This is a genomic window from Mesorhizobium sp. WSM4306 (assembly GCF_007003975.1).
Lineage (GTDB): Bacteria > Pseudomonadota > Alphaproteobacteria > Rhizobiales > Rhizobiaceae > Mesorhizobium.
The window spans coordinates 17,790-32,435 of sequence record NZ_VFTC01000023.1; the positions used below are offsets into that span (position 1 = coordinate 17,790).

The window sequence follows — 14,646 nt, forward strand, 5'->3', positions numbered from 1 at the left end:
TTTCGCCGAGTCCGGAGCAAGGCCCGTCCCCCGCCTATCCCGGACAACTGCGGCAGCCTATCCCCCCTCTCCGGGCTGCCGCAACGTTTCGAGTAAAGGCCGCCGTGGTTCCCCCTCCACCACGGCGGCTCTTTTTTGCCTTTCAACAAGCAAATTCCAGCCAGTGGTCTAACGATCGCGGGCTTTTCGTTTTGATGCGCTGCCTTTACGGTCCCGGCACCGAAAAGAAAGGCCCGCAATAATGTCCACCATTTCCCCCGTCCTCGACCGTCTCGATAAAAATCTCGACCAGAGTCTGGAGCGCCTGTTCGGCCTGCTCCGCATCAAGTCGATCTCCACCGATTCCGACTATGCCGCCGACTGCCGCAAGGCCGCCGAATGGCTGGTATCGGAGCTCAAGCTGATCGGCTTCGACGCGTCCGTGCGCGACACGCCAGGACACCCTATGGTGGTTGCGCATCATGAAGGCCCCGCCGGTTCGCCGCATGTGCTGTTTTATGGCCATTACGACGTGCAGCCGGTCGATCCGATCGAGCTTTGGGAGAGCGATCCGTTCGCGCCGGCGGTGAAGGAGATCGAACCGGGCCACAAGGTGATCACCGGCCGCGGCTCGGCCGACGACAAGGGGCAGCTGATGACCTTCGTCGAGGCCTGCCGCGCCTGGAAGCAGGTGCATGGCAATCTGCCCTGCCGCATCACCATCCTGTTCGAAGGCGAGGAAGAATCCGGTTCGCCGTCGCTGAAGCCGTTCCTCGAGGCCAATGCAGACGAGCTCAAGGCCGATTTCGCCCTGGTCTGCGATACCGGCATGTGGGACCGCGAGACGCCGTCGATCTGCGTCGGTCTGCGCGGTCTGGTCGGCGAGGAGATCACGGTCAAGGCGGCCGATCGCGACCTGCATTCCGGTCTTTATGGCGGTGCCGCCGCCAATCCGATCCGCATCCTGGCGAAAATCCTGGCCGACATCCATGACGAGAACGGCCACATCATCATCCCCGGTTTCTATGACGGCGTTGAGGAGACGCCGTCGCAGATCCTGAAATCGTGGGAGACGCTCGGCGAGACCGCCGAGACCTTTCTCGGGCCTATCGGCCTGTCGATCCCATCAGGCGAAAAGGGCCGCTCGGTGCTCGAGCTGACCTGGGCCCGGCCGACGGCAGAGTTCAACGGCATTATCGGCGGCTATACCGGCAAGGGGTTCAAGACGGTGATCGCCGCGGAAGCGTCGGCAAAAATCTCCTTTCGCCTCGTCCACAAGCAGAACCCCGAAAAGATCCGCGCCGCGTTCCAGAAATTCGTCAGGGAGCGGATTCCCGCGGACTGTTCGGTCGAGTTCCACCCGCATGGCGGCTCGCCGGCGATCCAGCTTTCCTACGACTCGCCCTTCCTGGCCAAGGCCAAGAATGCGTTGTCGGATGAATGGCCGAAGCCGGCGGTGACGACGGGCAGCGGGGGCTCCATTCCCGTCGTTGGCGACTTCCAAACCTATCTCGGCATGGAATCGCTGCTGGTCGGCTTCGGCCTCGACGATGACCGCATCCACTCGCCCAACGAGAAATACGAGCTGACCTCCTTCCACAAGGGCCAGCGCTCCTGGGCGCGCATTCTCGATGCGCTGACGCGCTGAAGCAGCGGGAAACCAATTTCTGGTTGATTTTTCAGCGGATCGCGGCGAGGACGACCGACAAGTTTAATATGCTGCAGCGTCCTTTGCGCATCTTAAGAGATGCGCGGCGCTGCAGGCCGCGATCCGGAGAAGACAATGAGCGACATCCGCTTCCACAAGAACGATCTGCCCGACCTGTCTCACTACAATGTCGACGCGGTGGCCATCGACACCGAGACGCTGGGGCTGAAGCCGCACCGCGACCGGCTTTGCGTGGTTCAGATCTCGCCGGGTGATGGCTCCGCCGATGTGATCCAGATCGCGCCCGGCCAGAAGAAGGCGCCGAACCTGGTCAGCCTGCTGCGCAATCGCGGCATCACCAAACTGTTCCATTATGGCCGTTTCGACCTCGCCGTGCTCTGCAATGCCTTCGGCGTCATGCCGGAGCCGGTGTTCTGCACCAAGATCGCTTCGCGGCTGACCCGCACCTATACGGACCGGCACGGGCTGAAGGACATCTGCTTCGAACTGCTCGGCGTCGGCCTGTCGAAGGTGCAGCAATCGTCGGACTGGGCGGCCGAGACCTTGTCGCCCGAACAGCTCGAATATGCCGCGTCCGACGTGCTCTATCTGCACCGGCTGCGCGATGTACTGGCCGGACGGCTGGCGCGGGACGGGCGGACCAAGGAAGCCGACGCCTGCTTCCGCTTCCTGCCGACGCGTGCCAAGCTCGATCTGATGGGCTGGGACGAAGAGGATATTTTTGCGCACAGCTGATGGTTAGGGTGTTCTGGGCCGCAGCTCTGGAACCGGATGGGAGTGGCAGCGTTCTGTCGGCTGCAGCTACTTGTTCTGCGCATAGAGGGGATGACATGGCAGACCGAAAGCCGATAGCAACCGCCCCGACGGACGGGTCCAAGGTCACTGTGCTGTGGAAGGACGGCGCCGGTGTCGTCAGCGAATCCGTCGGGCAGTACCGCGACGGCGCCTGGTGGGTCTACACAGACAGCGACACCCAGAAGAAGGTCGACCCGACCAGCTGGCGGCCTGCCTCCAGTGACGATGACGACGATCAGTGAGCCCGCTGGCGGGTTGATGTGCTTTCGCATAGCGTGAAGCCGTTGAAAATGAGGCCGATTCGGGGCCGTCCGCTCCGCAGCCGCCTCTCATCCTGGAGGGACTCGCCATGGGCATCGAAAGCCTTCTCATCTTCCTGATCATCGGCGCCATTGCCGGCTGGCTCGCCGGTCTCATCGTCTCGGGCTTCGGCTTCGGCCTGATCGGCAACATCGTCGTCGGCATTATCGGCGCCTTGATCGCCGGCTGGCTGTTCCCAAGGCTCGGCTTTGCCATCGGCGGCGGCATTCTCGCTGCCATCATCAACGCCACGATCGGCGCCGTCATTCTTCTGGTGCTGGTCAAGGTCCTGAAACGAGCCTGAAGCTCAAGACGACAAAGGCGCGCCGTGAAGCAGAACACGCTCTATCTCATCATTGGCGCGCTCGTCGTCGTGGTCATCGCGCTCGGCGTCTATGTCTACCGCGAGCAGACCAAGCCGAAAGGCGTCGAGCTCAAGATCGACGACAAGGGCATTTCGATCCAGCAGAACTGAGCCTGCCGTCGACGGCGGCGGGGCGCCGGCTGGCTGCATGTAAAAAGGCATTGGCGAGGTCTCCCGCGGTTGCCCCGACATGGAATTCGAATGACGGATCGACGCTTCGGCGCTATGATGTCGATATAGGGAGTTTGGGGTCAACCTACTACTAGGAGGTTGCCATGAAACACCAAACACTGGACCAACTGCATGCAGTGGCCGAGGTCAACACACAGCCGGTAATGAGCCGAACCCAACGTCTCGTACGTTGGGCCGAGCTTCTTGAACGTGAGCCCAGCCGGCTCCTGACCGCGCTCGCCGGGACTGAATACCGTGCCCCGCCGGAGCGCGATGTGATGCGAGGCGATGGCTCGCCGATAGCGGTTGCCTTCACGGACCCCATATTGCACGACGAAGGTCTGAAAGACGACAGCTATGGCGAAGCCAAGCGCTTCTTCGAGCTGACCGACCACCAACTGCACGAGATCGTCTGCTACTGCCATGTCGGCGAGGTTATGCAATCGTCCAGGGCAGCGCTCTCGGTTCGTGCGGCGATCGGCTGACGCACGTCCACCAGGTGATTACCTGGTGACGGGTGATTTTGGGGCGCGGTCGAACGCGAAGCCGCGACCATTTGCGATCGCGCCCCAACGCGGAACATGTCCGCGACTGCCTGGTCACGGCTGAGAATGGCTCGGGCCATGGCGCCCGGACAAAATGCCATGCGAGGATTGTTCCTTCGCGGCCGGCGCGACTGCTTTCCAGCGCCAAAATCAGGGGCTCGAACAGCGCGATCACTGCCGGACCCCAAGCATTTGATTATCAATCGCCTTGAATTTTTCCGACTTAACCCGCCCTTAAATCGCCGCATCTACTCTGCAACCGGAGCGCCATAGGCACCGGGGGCAGCAAGCGCAGGCATGGCGAACCGCAGAGACAGCCGCATCGAGCCCAGTTTCGAGGGACCGCCGCAGGCGCGATCCCAGCCGGGTCTTTCGGTGAGCGAGGAGGACCGCGTCGTGCCGAGCAACCGCAAAGCCTCCGCCAAACGCAAATCGTCGAAGGCGAAGTCGTCGCGCGGCAGGCGCGGCAAACCCCGGCGCGGCCTGTTCGGCGTTATGGCCCGGATGCTCTACTGGTGCTTCGTGCTCTGCATCTGGGGCGGCATCGCGGTGGCCGGCATTGTCGTCTATTACGGCGCCAAGATGCCGGCGGCCACCACCTGGTCGATCCCCGACCGCGCGCCCAACATCAAGATCGTCTCGGTCGACGGCCAGCTGCTTGCCAACAGAGGTATGAGCGGCGGCGAGGCGGTCGGCCTGCACGAAATGTCGCCCTACATTCCCGAGGCCGTCATCGCCATCGAGGACCGCCGCTTCTATTCGCATTTCGGCATCGATCCGATCGGCCTGTCGCGCGCCATGGTGACCAATGTGCTCGGCGGGCATTTCTCGCAGGGCGGCTCGACGCTGACCCAGCAGCTGGCCAAGAACCTGTTCCTGAAGCCCGACCGCACGCTGGAGCGCAAGGTACAGGAAGTGCTGCTGTCGCTTTGGCTGGAGCACAAGCATACCAAGGACCAGATCCTCGAAATGTACCTCAACCGGGTCTATTTCGGCTCGGGCGCCTATGGCGTCGAGGCAGCCTCGCGCCGCTATTTCGGCAAGAGCGCGCGCGATGTCACGTTGTCCGAGGCAGCGCTGCTGGCCGGCCTGCTGAAGGCGCCGTCGCGGCTGTCGCCGGCGCGCGATCCCAAGGCGGCGGAACAGCGCTCGCAGCTGGTGCTCGCCGCCATGCGCGACGAAGGCAAGATCAGCGCCAAGGAACTGACCTCGGCGATGAGCGCGCCGGCAACGCGCGCGCCATCCTACTGGACCGGTTCGGAAAACTATGTCGCCGACACCATCATGGAGGAACTGCCCGACCTGATCGGCGACGTGCGCAGCGACATCGTCGTCGACACCACCGTCGACCTGAACCTGCAGAAACTTGCTGAACAGTCGATCCGCCGGCTGATCGACGAGAGCGGCAAGAAGCTCAATGTCAGCCAGGGTGCGCTGGTGTCGATCGACAATTCCGGCGCGGTGCGCGCCATGGTCGGCGGCTACGATTATTCGACCAGCCAGTTCGACCGCGCCTCCGAAGCGCGCCGCCAGCCCGGCTCGGCATTCAAGCCGTTCGTCTATATGGCCGCGCTCGAGGCCGGCCGCACGCCCGACAGCGTGCGCAATGACGCGCCGATCAAGATCGGCAAGTGGACGCCGGACAATTACGGCGGCAAGTATTTTGGCAAGGTGACGTTGGCGACCGCTTTGGCGAAGTCGCTGAATTCGGTCGCGGCACAGCTGACCATGGAGGTCGGCCCCGACGCGGTGGTCGAGGCGGCGCACCGCATGGGCATCCAGTCGGAACTGACGGCCAACACCTCGATCGCGCTCGGCACTTCGGAAGTGACACCGCTAGAGCTGACATCGGCCTATGTGCCGTTCGCCAATGGTGGCTACAAGCCAGATATCCACTTCATCCGCCGCATCACCACGACCGAAGGCAAGGTGCTCTATGACGACAGTGGTGGCGGTGCGCCGCGCGTCGTCAAGCAAGACATCGTCGGCATGATGAATTCGATGATGACCGGCACGGTCGAGATCGGTACGGCGAAGAAGGCGGCCTTTGCCTGGCCGTCGGCCGGCAAGACTGGCACCAGCCAGAATTCGCGCGACGCCTGGTTCGTTGGCTACACCGCAAACCTCACCACCGGCGTGTGGTTCGGCAATGATGACGGCAGCCCGATGAAGAAGGTCACCGGCGGCGCATTGCCGGCACAAGCCTGGCACGAATTCATGGTCGCCGCGCATGAGGGCGTGCCGGTCAGGCCGCTGCCCGGTACGTGGAAGTCGACACCGCCTGATACTATCGTCCCCGACGATATTCCCTCAGTCGACAACAACCAGGCAGCACCTCAGCCTGCCGTGGCCGTCGGCCGTTCGGAGCCTGCCCCGGCGCCCGCTGCAGCCCCGGCACAAGCGCCGGTCCGCCGTCCGGCCGAAACCGTCGATGCCGACGGCTTCGACATGCCAGGCGATGGCGGCACCACCGCCTCGATCAAGCACCCGGTGCCGCCCGGCAGCGTCGGCGGCCCGACCAAGAAGCGCAAGACGTCGATCCTGGATATTCTCGGCGGCGGCTGAGCGTCAACTCGCCACTCGCCACGCCAACCGCGTTCCGCTACATGTCCGGCTGGAGACAGCGACATGGCCGAGACCGACACCAGAAAAACCATCGTGCTGACCGGCGCCAGCCGTGGCATCGGCCATGCGACGGTCAAGCGCTTTTCGCGTGAGGGCTGGCGGGTGATCACTTGTTCCAGGCAGGCTTTCGCCGAGGATTGCCCGTGGCCGGCAGGTCCAGAGGACCACATCAAGGTCGACCTTGCTGACCAGGAGGATGTCGGCATCGCCGTCTCCGAAATCCGTCATCGGCTCGAAGCGCATGGCGGGCAGTTGCATGCGCTGGTCAACAATGCCGGCATTTCGCCGAAGCTCAAGGACGGCAACAGCCGCATGAACTCGATCGATACGCCGATGCATGTCTGGCGCGACGTGTTCCAGGTCAATTTCTTCGCGCCGATAATGCTGGCGCGTGGCCTCTTCAAGGAATTGGCGGCGGCCAGGGGCTCGATCGTCAACGTGACGTCGATCGCCGGCACCCGCGTGCATCCTTTCGCCGGCACCGCCTATGCGACCTCGAAGGCAGCGCTCGGCTCGCTGACACGCGAAATGGCGCATGATTTCGGCCCGCATGGCATCCGCGTCAATGCGATTGCGCCAGGCGAGATCGACACCGCGATCCTGTCGCCGGGCACCGACAAGATCGTCGAGACGATCCCGCTTAGGCGCCTCGGCGCCACGTCGGAAGTCGCCGACATCATCTACTTCCTGTGCTCGCAGCAGGCGTCCTATGTGACGGGCTCGGAAATCCACATCAATGGCGGCCAGCACGTCTGAGCGCTGATTTCAGGCTATGGTGAGCACAGCCTTGCCGCTGAAGCTGCGCGCTCGCAGTGCATCCAGGGCCTGGGCGATGTCTGTCCACGGCAGGGTCAGGGACACGCGGGTTTCCAGCCGGCCAGTTGCAACCAGCGTGAGCAGCGAAGCGATATCGGCACCGATGCCTGCGCCTGATGTGTAGTAGGCGAAGGTCTGAAGCCTCGCCCCCTCGTGGCCGGGAACGAACTGTCTGAAGCCAATTGGCGTCAGTTGGCCGCTGCTCGAGCCGAACATGACGATGGTGCCGCCTGGTGCGACGCGTTCGATCGCGTGGGCGAGGCTTTGGCCGCCGACCGACTCAGTGATCAGCGAAAACAGCCCCTTGGCCAATTCGATGGACTCGACGACCTCCTCGGCTCCGAGGCCGCGCAGATCCCCTGCATGCCGGGCGGCGGCGATGGCTGTCACCGAGGCGCCTTGCTCGCGAGCGATCTGGATCTGGAAACGGCCGACCGCACCGCTGGCGCCGGTGATCAATACCTGCTGGCCTGCAAGGTCACCGCCATGGCGCAAGACCCTCAGCGCCGTCGTGCCCGCAACCGGAAGCGTGGCGGCGGAAGTGACGCTGACCTCATCCGGTACGACTGCAAGACGGTCTGTCGGAGCGGCGACACGTTCGGCCCAGCCGGCTTCGTCGACCAAAGCCACAATCCGGGCGCCAACGGCAGGCCCGGTGCCGTCAGCTGCTGCCCGCTCGACAATTCCAACCACGTCCTGGCCGGGTATCCAGCCCGCCGGACGTATGGTGAGCAGGCGCAACTCGCCACGGTTCAACGAGGTTGCGTGGACCGAGACAAGTGCCTCGTTCGCGAGCGGCTGGGGTTCATCGACCTCGGCGAATTTGAGCCCGGTGGTGCTGTCGGGAGACATGACGAGGGCGCGCATGGGTCGTACCTTCCAGCTGGTTTGCGGACCGGATCCTATCGACTTCCTCGACCAAAGAATTTAGCTATCGTGGCGAATAGTCGCTAAAAGCCGTCAATCATGAGACAGCCTCTTCGCTACCCCTGGGTGAATTTCGATGTCGATGACGTGGTCGCACCGGCGATTGCTGTGCGCGTCGACGTCACCGACACCAAGGTGGAAGTGGCTGCCCACTGGCACCGCAAGGGCCAGCTCGTCTTCGCGCTCGGCGGGGGCGTAACATGCCGCGTCCCCGGCGGCCTGTGGATGGTGCCGCCGCATTGCGGGGTGTGGATTCCCGGCGGCATGGAACACAGCAACATCGCGACGGCCAATGCGCGGATTTTCTTCGTCTACATCGAGCCGGGGGCCGCCGAGCTGCCGGACCGGTGCTGCACGCTGTCGATCTCGCCGCTGCTGCGCGAACTGATCATCGAGCTGTCCGATCGCCTGGGGGAGGATGAGGCGAGGGACGAACTCTTGGCCCGAATTCTGCTCTCCGAACTGCCGCGCATGCCGGTCCAGCAACTGCATTTGCCGATCTCCGCCGAACCGCGGTTGCGGCGGATCGCCGAAGCGTTGGCGCAAGACCCTGCCGACCGCAGCACTCTTGCCGAATGGGCCAACCGCGTCGCGCTCTCAGAAACCAGCCTCGCTCGTCTCGTGGTCAAGGAGACCGGCCTGAGCTTCGGCCGCTGGCGCCAGCAACTGCATTTGATCGTCGCCATAAGGGAGCTGGCCTCCGGCGCCAGCGTGCAGCAGGTCTCGAGCGATCTCGGCTATGGCTCCGTCACCGCCTTCATCACCATGTTCAAGAAGGCGCTTGGCAAGCCGCCGGCAAAGTACCTCGCGAGCGTCGCGCAAAATGGCGGCTCTGCCTTCGTGGCGTAATTAACGCGCCTGTGGGCAAGCCTCAGGCCGGGGTGGGTCCAAGGGCTTCGGGGCGCGGCATAGGCTTTTGCCCCAGCACCTCTTCCACGATGCCGCGGGCGATTTCGCGTTCGCCCATGGTTCGGCCCGACCAGCACGCCGGCGACGAGATAGCCGACCAGCGGCGGGATGCGAAATCGGTTGGCAAGTGCCCGAAGATGAATGCCAGCCCCAGACCGGCGACGATGGTGGCGATAAGGGGCGTGTCATGCGGCATTGTCTATGGAGCGCCTTTCAAGAACCGTGATGTCGGGGTGCGCCGCCCGAAGCCGCCGCCTTTTCCAATATGGTGGAGGGTGCGCCGGCGATGCAACCCGCAAGCCGGAGATTGCTGGCCAGAGGTGCTGAAGAACCAAAGGCGCGCGCAGCAGAACCGCTGCGCGCGCCTGATAGCGGATGTCGGATGGGCAACCCGGTTGGGTGTCAGGCCGCTTGCAGCATGGCCTCGATGTCGATCACGGCATGGTTGGTCAACGTCTTTGGTATCTCGGCCTGCACCTTGTCGGTGACTTCCTTGTGCAGTTTCTTGCGCATGGCGCCGAGCACCAGCGGCGGCGCGATCAGCACGATGTCGTCGAAGATGCCGTGATGGGCGAGCTTGTAGAGCCGCTCGGCGATCTCTTCGGCAAAGCGCTCCTTGCCCTGCCGGTGCCAGTCGGTGTCCTCGACGGCGCTGCGATGCATGGAGGGGCCGTCATTGTAGCGGCCGGGGCTGTCGCTGCCTTGCTCGCGCGTTGCCGGATTGTCCTGCTTCATCTCCTGGAAGAGCTGCAGGTTCGGGTAGAGGTTGTCGCCTTCGTTCTTGAGGAACAGCGCCTTCTCGCCATCGGCCACAATGACCAGAAGGCCATGTTTCAGATTGATTTTGTTCATTGCGCGCTCCTGCTTGAAGGGTTCAGCTCAGCCGACGATTTGTCTGTTTCGGCAAGGTCAGAACGCGCGGCGGAGCGGGAACGTTCCATGGTTTGCCGAGGGCCGGCAACGGCCATCTCTGTGGCGATTCAACCGCCCCGGCGGCATGGTCGACGGCTTTAATCTACTAAATTGGTAGAATTTAGAAAAAACAATTTTGCGGCTCGGGCAACTCACGGATAAAAGAGCCGCAGAACAAGGCCTGCGGCAGCAGCTTGAATCCGCTCGACGTGCGGATATGGAATATTTTTCTCTTGGCCTTCCGGCTTGCGGAAAACCGATTGCCTCCCGTCAGGGGATGCGCGAGTGGGTTCCTTCAGCTTTTTCACGCTCGCGCGTAAAACTGCCACCTTGTTCCGGAATCTGTTCGTCATGCCGCAGGCCAATCCCAAGCTCAACGCTTTCCCCGTCTTCCTGCGGGTCGAGGGCGAAGCCGTGGCCATCGTCGGCGGCGGCGCCGAGGCTTTGGCCAAGGCGCGGCTGCTCGATCAGTCGAGCGCGATACTGCGCATCATCGCTGAGATCGCCGACGCCGAACTGCTGAGCTTCATCGCCGCGACCGGCGCCACCCACATCTCAGCGCCTTACGATGCCGCACATCTCGAAAGCACGGTCATGGTGTTTGCCGCCAGCGGCGACGAGGCGCTCGATCGCCGCGTCGCCGAAGATGCGCGCCGGCTTGGCATTCCGGTCAATGCTGTCGACCGGCCGGAGCTGTGCGATTTCTTTACCCCGGCGCTGGTCAACCGCGCGCCCGTCGCCATCGCCATCGGCACCGAAGGCGCCGGCCCGGTGCTGGCGCAGATGCTCCGCAGCCGCATCGACCGCATGCTGTCGCCCTCGCTCGGGCCGCTGGCAACGCTTGCCGCCTCGTTTCGTGGCGCCGCCGAAAAGCTGCTGCCGAAAGGCAATGCCCGCCGCCAGTTCTGGGGCAGTTTTTTCCAGGGCGCGCCGGCGCGCGCCGTCGAAGCCGGCGACCTTTCGCAGGCGCACGACGCCGCCGCCGATCTGCTGCTGTCGAAGGCTCCGGCTTCGGGGCACATCGCCCTGGTTGGCGCCGGGCCGGGCGCTGAGGATCTTCTGACGCTGCGCGCGCATCGCTTGCTGATGGAAGCCGACGTCATCGTATATGACGCGCTGGTGCCGGAGGCGATCGTCGCCATGGGCCGCCGCGACGCCGAGCGGCTGCCTGTGGGAAAACGCAAGGGCTGCCATACCAAGAGCCAGGCCGAAATCACCGCGCTGCTGGTCGAGCTTGGCCGCGAGGGGAAGCGTGTCGTGCGGCTGAAGTCGGGCGACCCGCTGGTGTTCGGCCGCGCCGGTGAGGAGATGGCAGCACTCCGAGATGCCGGCATCGCCTATGACGTTGTCCCCGGCGTCACCGCTGCCTTTGCTGCCGCCGCCGATTTCGAACTGCCGCTGACATTGCGCGGCGTATCGTCGTCGATGGTGTTCACCACCGGCCATGATCTCAAGGGCAACTCGCTGCCGGACTGGGCCAAGCTCGCCATATCCGGCGCCACCGTCGCCGTCTATATGGGTCGCTCGGTCGCGGCCGAGGTTGCAGGGCGGCTGATCGAGGCCGGCCTGTCGCCGGATACGGCGGTCGCCGTGGTCGAGAATGCCAGCCTGCAGAGCCGCCGCCGTTTCCACGGCACGCTGGCCGACCTGCCGTCGCTGGAGGCGCGCGCCGATCTGACCGGACCGGTCATGACCATCATTGGCGATGCGGTTGCCGGCGCCAACTTTGAACGTTCCGAGCCGCTCGCGGCACATAGTCTTGAGAGCGCCGCCAACGCGGCCGCCGCAGAGGTCGAACCATGAAGATACTGACCGCAAACCGCCTCACCGACGGAATCGCCGTCTGGTATGCCGATGGCGGCTGGGCCGAGACGGTGAACCACGCCGATCTCGCCCATGACAAGGTGGCCGAGGATCGCCTCGAGGCTATCGGCGCCAAGGCCTATGCCGACAATGAAGTCGTCGACGTCAATCTGATCGACGCTGAGGTCGTCAATGGCGTCGTCGAGCCGGTGCGGCTGCGCGAAAAGATCCGCGCCGCCGGCCCCACCATCCGCGAAGACCTGGGCAAGCAGGCTGCGCGGGCAGCGTAACAAAATACGGGCGGACGCGCCCTGAAAGACGAAGCATGTACCGTTACGATGAGTTCGACCACGATTTTGTCCAGGCCCGCGTCGCCGAGTTCAGCGACCAGGTCGAGCGTCGGCTGTCCGGCGAGATCACCGAGGACCAGTTCCGGCCGCTGCGGCTGATGAACGGCGTCTACCTGCAGCTGCACGCCTACATGCTACGCATCGCCGTGCCCTATGGCACGCTGAACGGCAAGCAGTTGCGCATGCTCGGTCACATCGCGCGCAAATACGACAAGGGCTACGGCCACTTCACCACGCGCCAGAACATCCAGTTCAATTGGCCGGCGCTGTCGGACATTCCGGCGATCCTGGCCGATCTCGCTAGCGTCGAGATGCACGCCATCCAGACTAGCGGCAATTGCATCCGCAATGTCACCGCCGATCATTTTGCCGGCGCCGCCGCCGACGAGGTCGCCGATCCGCGCCCCTATGCCGAAATCTTGCGGCAGTGGTCGTCGGTGCATCCGGAATTCTCGTTCCTGCCCAGAAAATTCAAGATCGCGGTGACCGGGGCCGAGCGCGACCGCGCCGCCATCCAGACGCATGATATCGGCCTGCATCTGAAGAAGAACGCGGCCGGCGAACTCGGCTTTGCCGTCTATGTCGGTGGCGGCCAGGGCCGTACGCCGATGGTGGCCAAGAAGATCCGCGATTTCCTGCCGGAAGCCGACCTTCTGTCCTACTGCACGGCGATCCTGCGCGTTTACAATCTCTATGGCCGCCGCGACAACAAATACAAGGCGCGCATCAAGATCCTGGTGCACGAGACCGGCGTCGAGGAAATCACCCGCCAGGTCGAGGCCGAGTGGCAGGAACTGAAGGACGCAGAGCTGAAGCTGCCGGACGCCGACATCCGCGCCATCGACGCCTATTTCGCGCCGCCTCAGCTGGTGGATCGGCCGGAAGGCGACGCGGCGGTCAAGCTTGCACGGTTGGATTCAAAGAGCTTCTCGGACTGGCTCGACCAGAATGTCGTGACGCATCGCCATCCCGACTATGCGGCGGTGACGATTTCGCTGAAGGGCATTGGCGAGGTGCCGGGCGACGCCACCGACAGCCAGATGGAAGCTGTCGCCGACATCGCCGAGAAATACGCCTTCGATGAATTGCGCGTCAGCCATGAGCAGAACCTCATCCTGCCGCATGTGGCGCGCGCCGACCTCAAGGCGGTTTATGACGCGCTGGTCGATATCGGGCTGGCGACGGCCAATTCCAATCTGATCAGCGACATCATTTCCTGTCCTGGTCTCGACTATTGCGCGCTGGCGACCGCGCGTTCGATCCCGATTGCCCAGGAAATCTCGCTTCGCTTCGCCTCGCTCGAGCGGCAGCGCGAGATCGGCGAATTGAAGCTGAAGATCTCCGGCTGCATCAATGCCTGTGGCCACCACCATGTCGGCCATATCGGCATTCTCGGTGTCGAGAAGAAAGGCTCCGAGCTGTACCAGGTAACGCTGGGCGGCTCGGCCGACGAGAACACCTCGGTCGGCGAGATCATCGGCCGCGGCTTTTCCTCGGAAGAGATCACCGACGCCATCGAGCAGATCGTCGACACCTATCTCGGCCTTCGGGTCAGTCCCAGTGAACGTTTTATCGACGCCTACCGCCGTGTCGGTCCCGCGCCGTTCAAGGAGGCGCTCTATGCTGGCGAAACCAAGGCCGCTTGACCGTATCGTCGACGTCGACGACAGCATCGCCGCGAAAGCGGCGGGCTTCGACGCGCTCTATGGGCATCTGAGCCCGCTCGAGATCATCGAACGCGCCGCTCGCGAGCTGTTTCACGATGAGATCGCGGCGGTGTCGTCGTTCGGCGCGGACTCTGCAGTGCTGCTGCACATGATCGCCAAGGTCGACCGCACGCTGCCTGTCATCTTCCTCGACACCGGCAAGCATTTCGAGGAGACGCTCGGCTACCGCGATGCGCTCGCCGCCGATTTCGGCCTGACCAACATCAGGGTGATCAAGCCGGAAGAGGCAGCGCTCGAACGGATCGATCCGACCGGCACTCTGCACCAGAGCAACACCGACGCCTGCTGCGACGTGCGCAAGGTCGAGCCGCTGGCGCGGGGCGTGGCGCCCTTCCGCGCCTGGTTCACCGGCCGCAAGCGCTTCCAGGCCTCGACGCGGGCAGCGTTGCCCGTGTTCGAGGCGGTCGGCCCACGCGTGCGCATCAATCCGCTGGCGCATTGGACGACGTCGGACCAGGCCGACTACATGCGCGCGCATGCGCTGCGCGAAAATCCGCTGGTCGCCTATGGTTATCTGTCGATCGGCTGCTTCCCGTGCACGCAGCCGGTGCAGCCGGGCGAGGATGCGCGCAGCGGCCGCTGGGCCGGACACGCCAAGACCGAGTGCGGCATCCATCTGTCGGGGCTGGAGAAGTCGCTGACCGACGCATCGCTATAGGATATGTTGATATTCAGGTGAGACCGGCCTGCAAACGGCGGCTTCCACTCGGACGCCGCCGGTTTCTTGTGGACTGGCCTTCAGCGGACTTTCGAT

At 63.9% G+C, this 14,646-nt stretch carries 17 protein-coding genes; 13 read left to right on the forward strand and 4 right to left on the reverse strand.

Annotated features, from left to right (window positions below; all coding sequences use genetic code 11):
• Positions 1-241 precede the first annotated feature (241 nt).
• The 8 genes from FJV77_RS23355 to FJV77_RS23390 all read left to right on the forward strand — a co-directional run bounded on the left by FJV77_RS23355 (position 242) and on the right by FJV77_RS23390 (position 7,204).
• Positions 242-1,627, forward strand: a complete 1,386-nt coding sequence (locus FJV77_RS23355) for a dipeptidase (RefSeq protein ID WP_142868966.1) — start codon at positions 242-244, stop codon at positions 1,625-1,627.
• Between the two features lie 135 nt (positions 1,628-1,762).
• Positions 1,763-2,383, forward strand: a complete 621-nt coding sequence (locus FJV77_RS23360; RefSeq protein WP_142868967.1) for a ribonuclease D — start codon at positions 1,763-1,765, stop codon at positions 2,381-2,383.
• 95 nt (positions 2,384-2,478) lie between these two features.
• Positions 2,479-2,685, forward strand: a complete 207-nt coding sequence (locus FJV77_RS23365) for a hypothetical protein (protein WP_142868968.1) — start codon at positions 2,479-2,481, stop codon at positions 2,683-2,685.
• A 107-nt stretch (positions 2,686-2,792) separates the two neighbouring features.
• Positions 2,793-3,047 carry a GlsB/YeaQ/YmgE family stress response membrane protein gene (locus tag FJV77_RS23370; protein WP_112562748.1) on the forward strand — a complete coding sequence of 85 codons (255 nt, stop codon included), beginning with the start codon at positions 2,793-2,795 and terminating at the stop codon, positions 3,045-3,047.
• A gap of 24 nt (positions 3,048-3,071) precedes the next feature.
• Positions 3,072-3,218 carry a hypothetical protein gene (locus FJV77_RS23375; RefSeq protein ID WP_019861232.1) on the forward strand — a complete coding sequence of 49 codons (147 nt, stop codon included), beginning with the start codon at positions 3,072-3,074 and terminating at the stop codon, positions 3,216-3,218.
• A gap of 164 nt (positions 3,219-3,382) precedes the next feature.
• Positions 3,383-3,763 carry a hypothetical protein gene (locus FJV77_RS23380; RefSeq protein WP_112562746.1) on the forward strand — a complete coding sequence of 127 codons (381 nt, stop codon included), beginning with the start codon at positions 3,383-3,385 and terminating at the stop codon, positions 3,761-3,763.
• A 357-nt stretch (positions 3,764-4,120) separates the two neighbouring features.
• Entirely contained in the window at positions 4,121-6,388 is a 2,268-nt protein-coding gene (locus FJV77_RS23385; RefSeq protein ID WP_142868969.1) for a transglycosylase domain-containing protein, read from the forward strand.
• A 63-nt stretch (positions 6,389-6,451) separates the two neighbouring features.
• A complete protein-coding gene (locus FJV77_RS23390) occupies positions 6,452-7,204 on the forward strand; it encodes an SDR family oxidoreductase (protein WP_142868970.1) in 753 nt (250 codons plus the stop codon).
• A 9-nt stretch (positions 7,205-7,213) separates the two neighbouring features.
• Here FJV77_RS23390 and FJV77_RS23395 read toward each other — a convergent pair whose 3' ends face one another.
• On the reverse strand, positions 7,214-8,131 hold the full coding sequence (locus tag FJV77_RS23395) for a zinc-binding dehydrogenase (RefSeq protein ID WP_142868971.1): 918 nt from the start codon (positions 8,129-8,131) through the stop codon (positions 7,214-7,216).
• Positions 8,132-8,230: 99 nt separating this feature from the next.
• Between FJV77_RS23395 and FJV77_RS23400 the strand changes: the two genes are divergently transcribed.
• Entirely contained in the window at positions 8,231-9,040 is an 810-nt protein-coding gene (locus tag FJV77_RS23400; protein ID WP_142868972.1) for a helix-turn-helix transcriptional regulator, read from the forward strand.
• A 22-nt stretch (positions 9,041-9,062) separates the two neighbouring features.
• On the opposite strand, the gene FJV77_RS33065 is transcribed toward FJV77_RS23400, so the two are convergent.
• The 3 genes from FJV77_RS33065 to FJV77_RS23410 all read right to left on the reverse strand — a co-directional run bounded on the left by FJV77_RS33065 (position 9,063) and on the right by FJV77_RS23410 (position 10,365).
• A complete protein-coding gene (locus FJV77_RS33065) occupies positions 9,063-9,296 on the reverse strand; it encodes a hypothetical protein (protein ID WP_246691369.1) in 234 nt (77 codons plus the stop codon).
• 206 nt (positions 9,297-9,502) lie between these two features.
• Entirely contained in the window at positions 9,503-9,952 is a 450-nt protein-coding gene (locus tag FJV77_RS23405; protein ID WP_142868973.1) for a host attachment family protein, read from the reverse strand.
• 212 nt (positions 9,953-10,164) lie between these two features.
• Complete coding sequence (locus FJV77_RS23410; RefSeq protein ID WP_142868974.1) at positions 10,165-10,365, reverse strand: hypothetical protein; 201 nt, start codon at positions 10,363-10,365, stop codon at positions 10,165-10,167.
• Here FJV77_RS23410 and cysG point away from each other — a divergent pair.
• Genes cysG through FJV77_RS23430 form a run of 4 tightly spaced genes read left to right on the forward strand, consistent with a single transcriptional unit; the run spans position 10,364 to position 14,550 of the window.
• Entirely contained in the window at positions 10,364-11,815 is a 1,452-nt protein-coding gene (gene cysG / locus FJV77_RS23415) for a siroheme synthase CysG (RefSeq protein ID WP_142868975.1), read from the forward strand. The genes FJV77_RS23410 and cysG overlap by 2 nt on opposite strands.
• Positions 11,812-12,105, forward strand: coding sequence for a DUF2849 domain-containing protein (locus FJV77_RS23420; protein WP_142868976.1), 294 nt, complete (start codon positions 11,812-11,814; stop codon positions 12,103-12,105). The genes cysG and FJV77_RS23420 overlap by 4 nt, the downstream gene beginning before the upstream one ends.
• 35 nt (positions 12,106-12,140) lie before the next feature.
• Positions 12,141-13,811: a nitrite/sulfite reductase gene (locus tag FJV77_RS23425; protein ID WP_142868977.1), complete on the forward strand. Its 1,671-nt coding sequence runs from the start codon at positions 12,141-12,143 to the stop codon at positions 13,809-13,811.
• Positions 13,786-14,550, forward strand: a complete 765-nt coding sequence (locus tag FJV77_RS23430) for a phosphoadenylyl-sulfate reductase (RefSeq protein WP_142868978.1) — start codon at positions 13,786-13,788, stop codon at positions 14,548-14,550. The genes FJV77_RS23425 and FJV77_RS23430 overlap by 26 nt, the downstream gene beginning before the upstream one ends.
• Positions 14,551-14,646: the final 96 nt, after the last annotated feature.

Bases quoted from the DNA above. Each gene is read 5' to 3' on its own strand.
- FJV77_RS23355 (WP_142868966.1), top strand. From the start codon at position 242: ATGTCCACCATTTCCCCCGTCCTCGACCGTCTCGATAAAAATCTCGAC.
- FJV77_RS23360 (WP_142868967.1), top strand. From the start codon at position 1,763: ATGAGCGACATCCGCTTCCACAAGAACGATCTGCCCGACCTGTCTCAC.
- FJV77_RS23365 (WP_142868968.1), top strand. From the start codon at position 2,479: ATGGCAGACCGAAAGCCGATAGCAACCGCCCCGACGGACGGGTCCAAG.
- FJV77_RS23370 (WP_112562748.1), top strand. From the start codon at position 2,793: ATGGGCATCGAAAGCCTTCTCATCTTCCTGATCATCGGCGCCATTGCC.
- FJV77_RS23380 (WP_112562746.1), top strand. From the start codon at position 3,383: ATGAAACACCAAACACTGGACCAACTGCATGCAGTGGCCGAGGTCAAC.
- FJV77_RS23385 (WP_142868969.1), top strand. From the start codon at position 4,121: ATGGCGAACCGCAGAGACAGCCGCATCGAGCCCAGTTTCGAGGGACCG.
- FJV77_RS23390 (WP_142868970.1), top strand. From the start codon at position 6,452: ATGGCCGAGACCGACACCAGAAAAACCATCGTGCTGACCGGCGCCAGC.
- FJV77_RS23395 (WP_142868971.1), bottom strand. From the start codon at position 8,131: ATGCGCGCCCTCGTCATGTCTCCCGACAGCACCACCGGGCTCAAATTC.
- FJV77_RS23400 (WP_142868972.1), top strand. From the start codon at position 8,231: ATGAGACAGCCTCTTCGCTACCCCTGGGTGAATTTCGATGTCGATGAC.
- FJV77_RS33065 (WP_246691369.1), bottom strand. From the start codon at position 9,296: ATGCCGCATGACACGCCCCTTATCGCCACCATCGTCGCCGGTCTGGGG.
- FJV77_RS23405 (WP_142868973.1), bottom strand. From the start codon at position 9,952: ATGAACAAAATCAATCTGAAACATGGCCTTCTGGTCATTGTGGCCGAT.
- cysG (WP_142868975.1), top strand. From the start codon at position 10,364: ATGCCGCAGGCCAATCCCAAGCTCAACGCTTTCCCCGTCTTCCTGCGG.
- FJV77_RS23410 (WP_142868974.1), bottom strand. From the start codon at position 10,365: ATGACGAACAGATTCCGGAACAAGGTGGCAGTTTTACGCGCGAGCGTG.
- FJV77_RS23420 (WP_142868976.1), top strand. From the start codon at position 11,812: ATGAAGATACTGACCGCAAACCGCCTCACCGACGGAATCGCCGTCTGG.
- FJV77_RS23425 (WP_142868977.1), top strand. From the start codon at position 12,141: ATGTACCGTTACGATGAGTTCGACCACGATTTTGTCCAGGCCCGCGTC.
- FJV77_RS23430 (WP_142868978.1), top strand. From the start codon at position 13,786: ATGCTGGCGAAACCAAGGCCGCTTGACCGTATCGTCGACGTCGACGAC.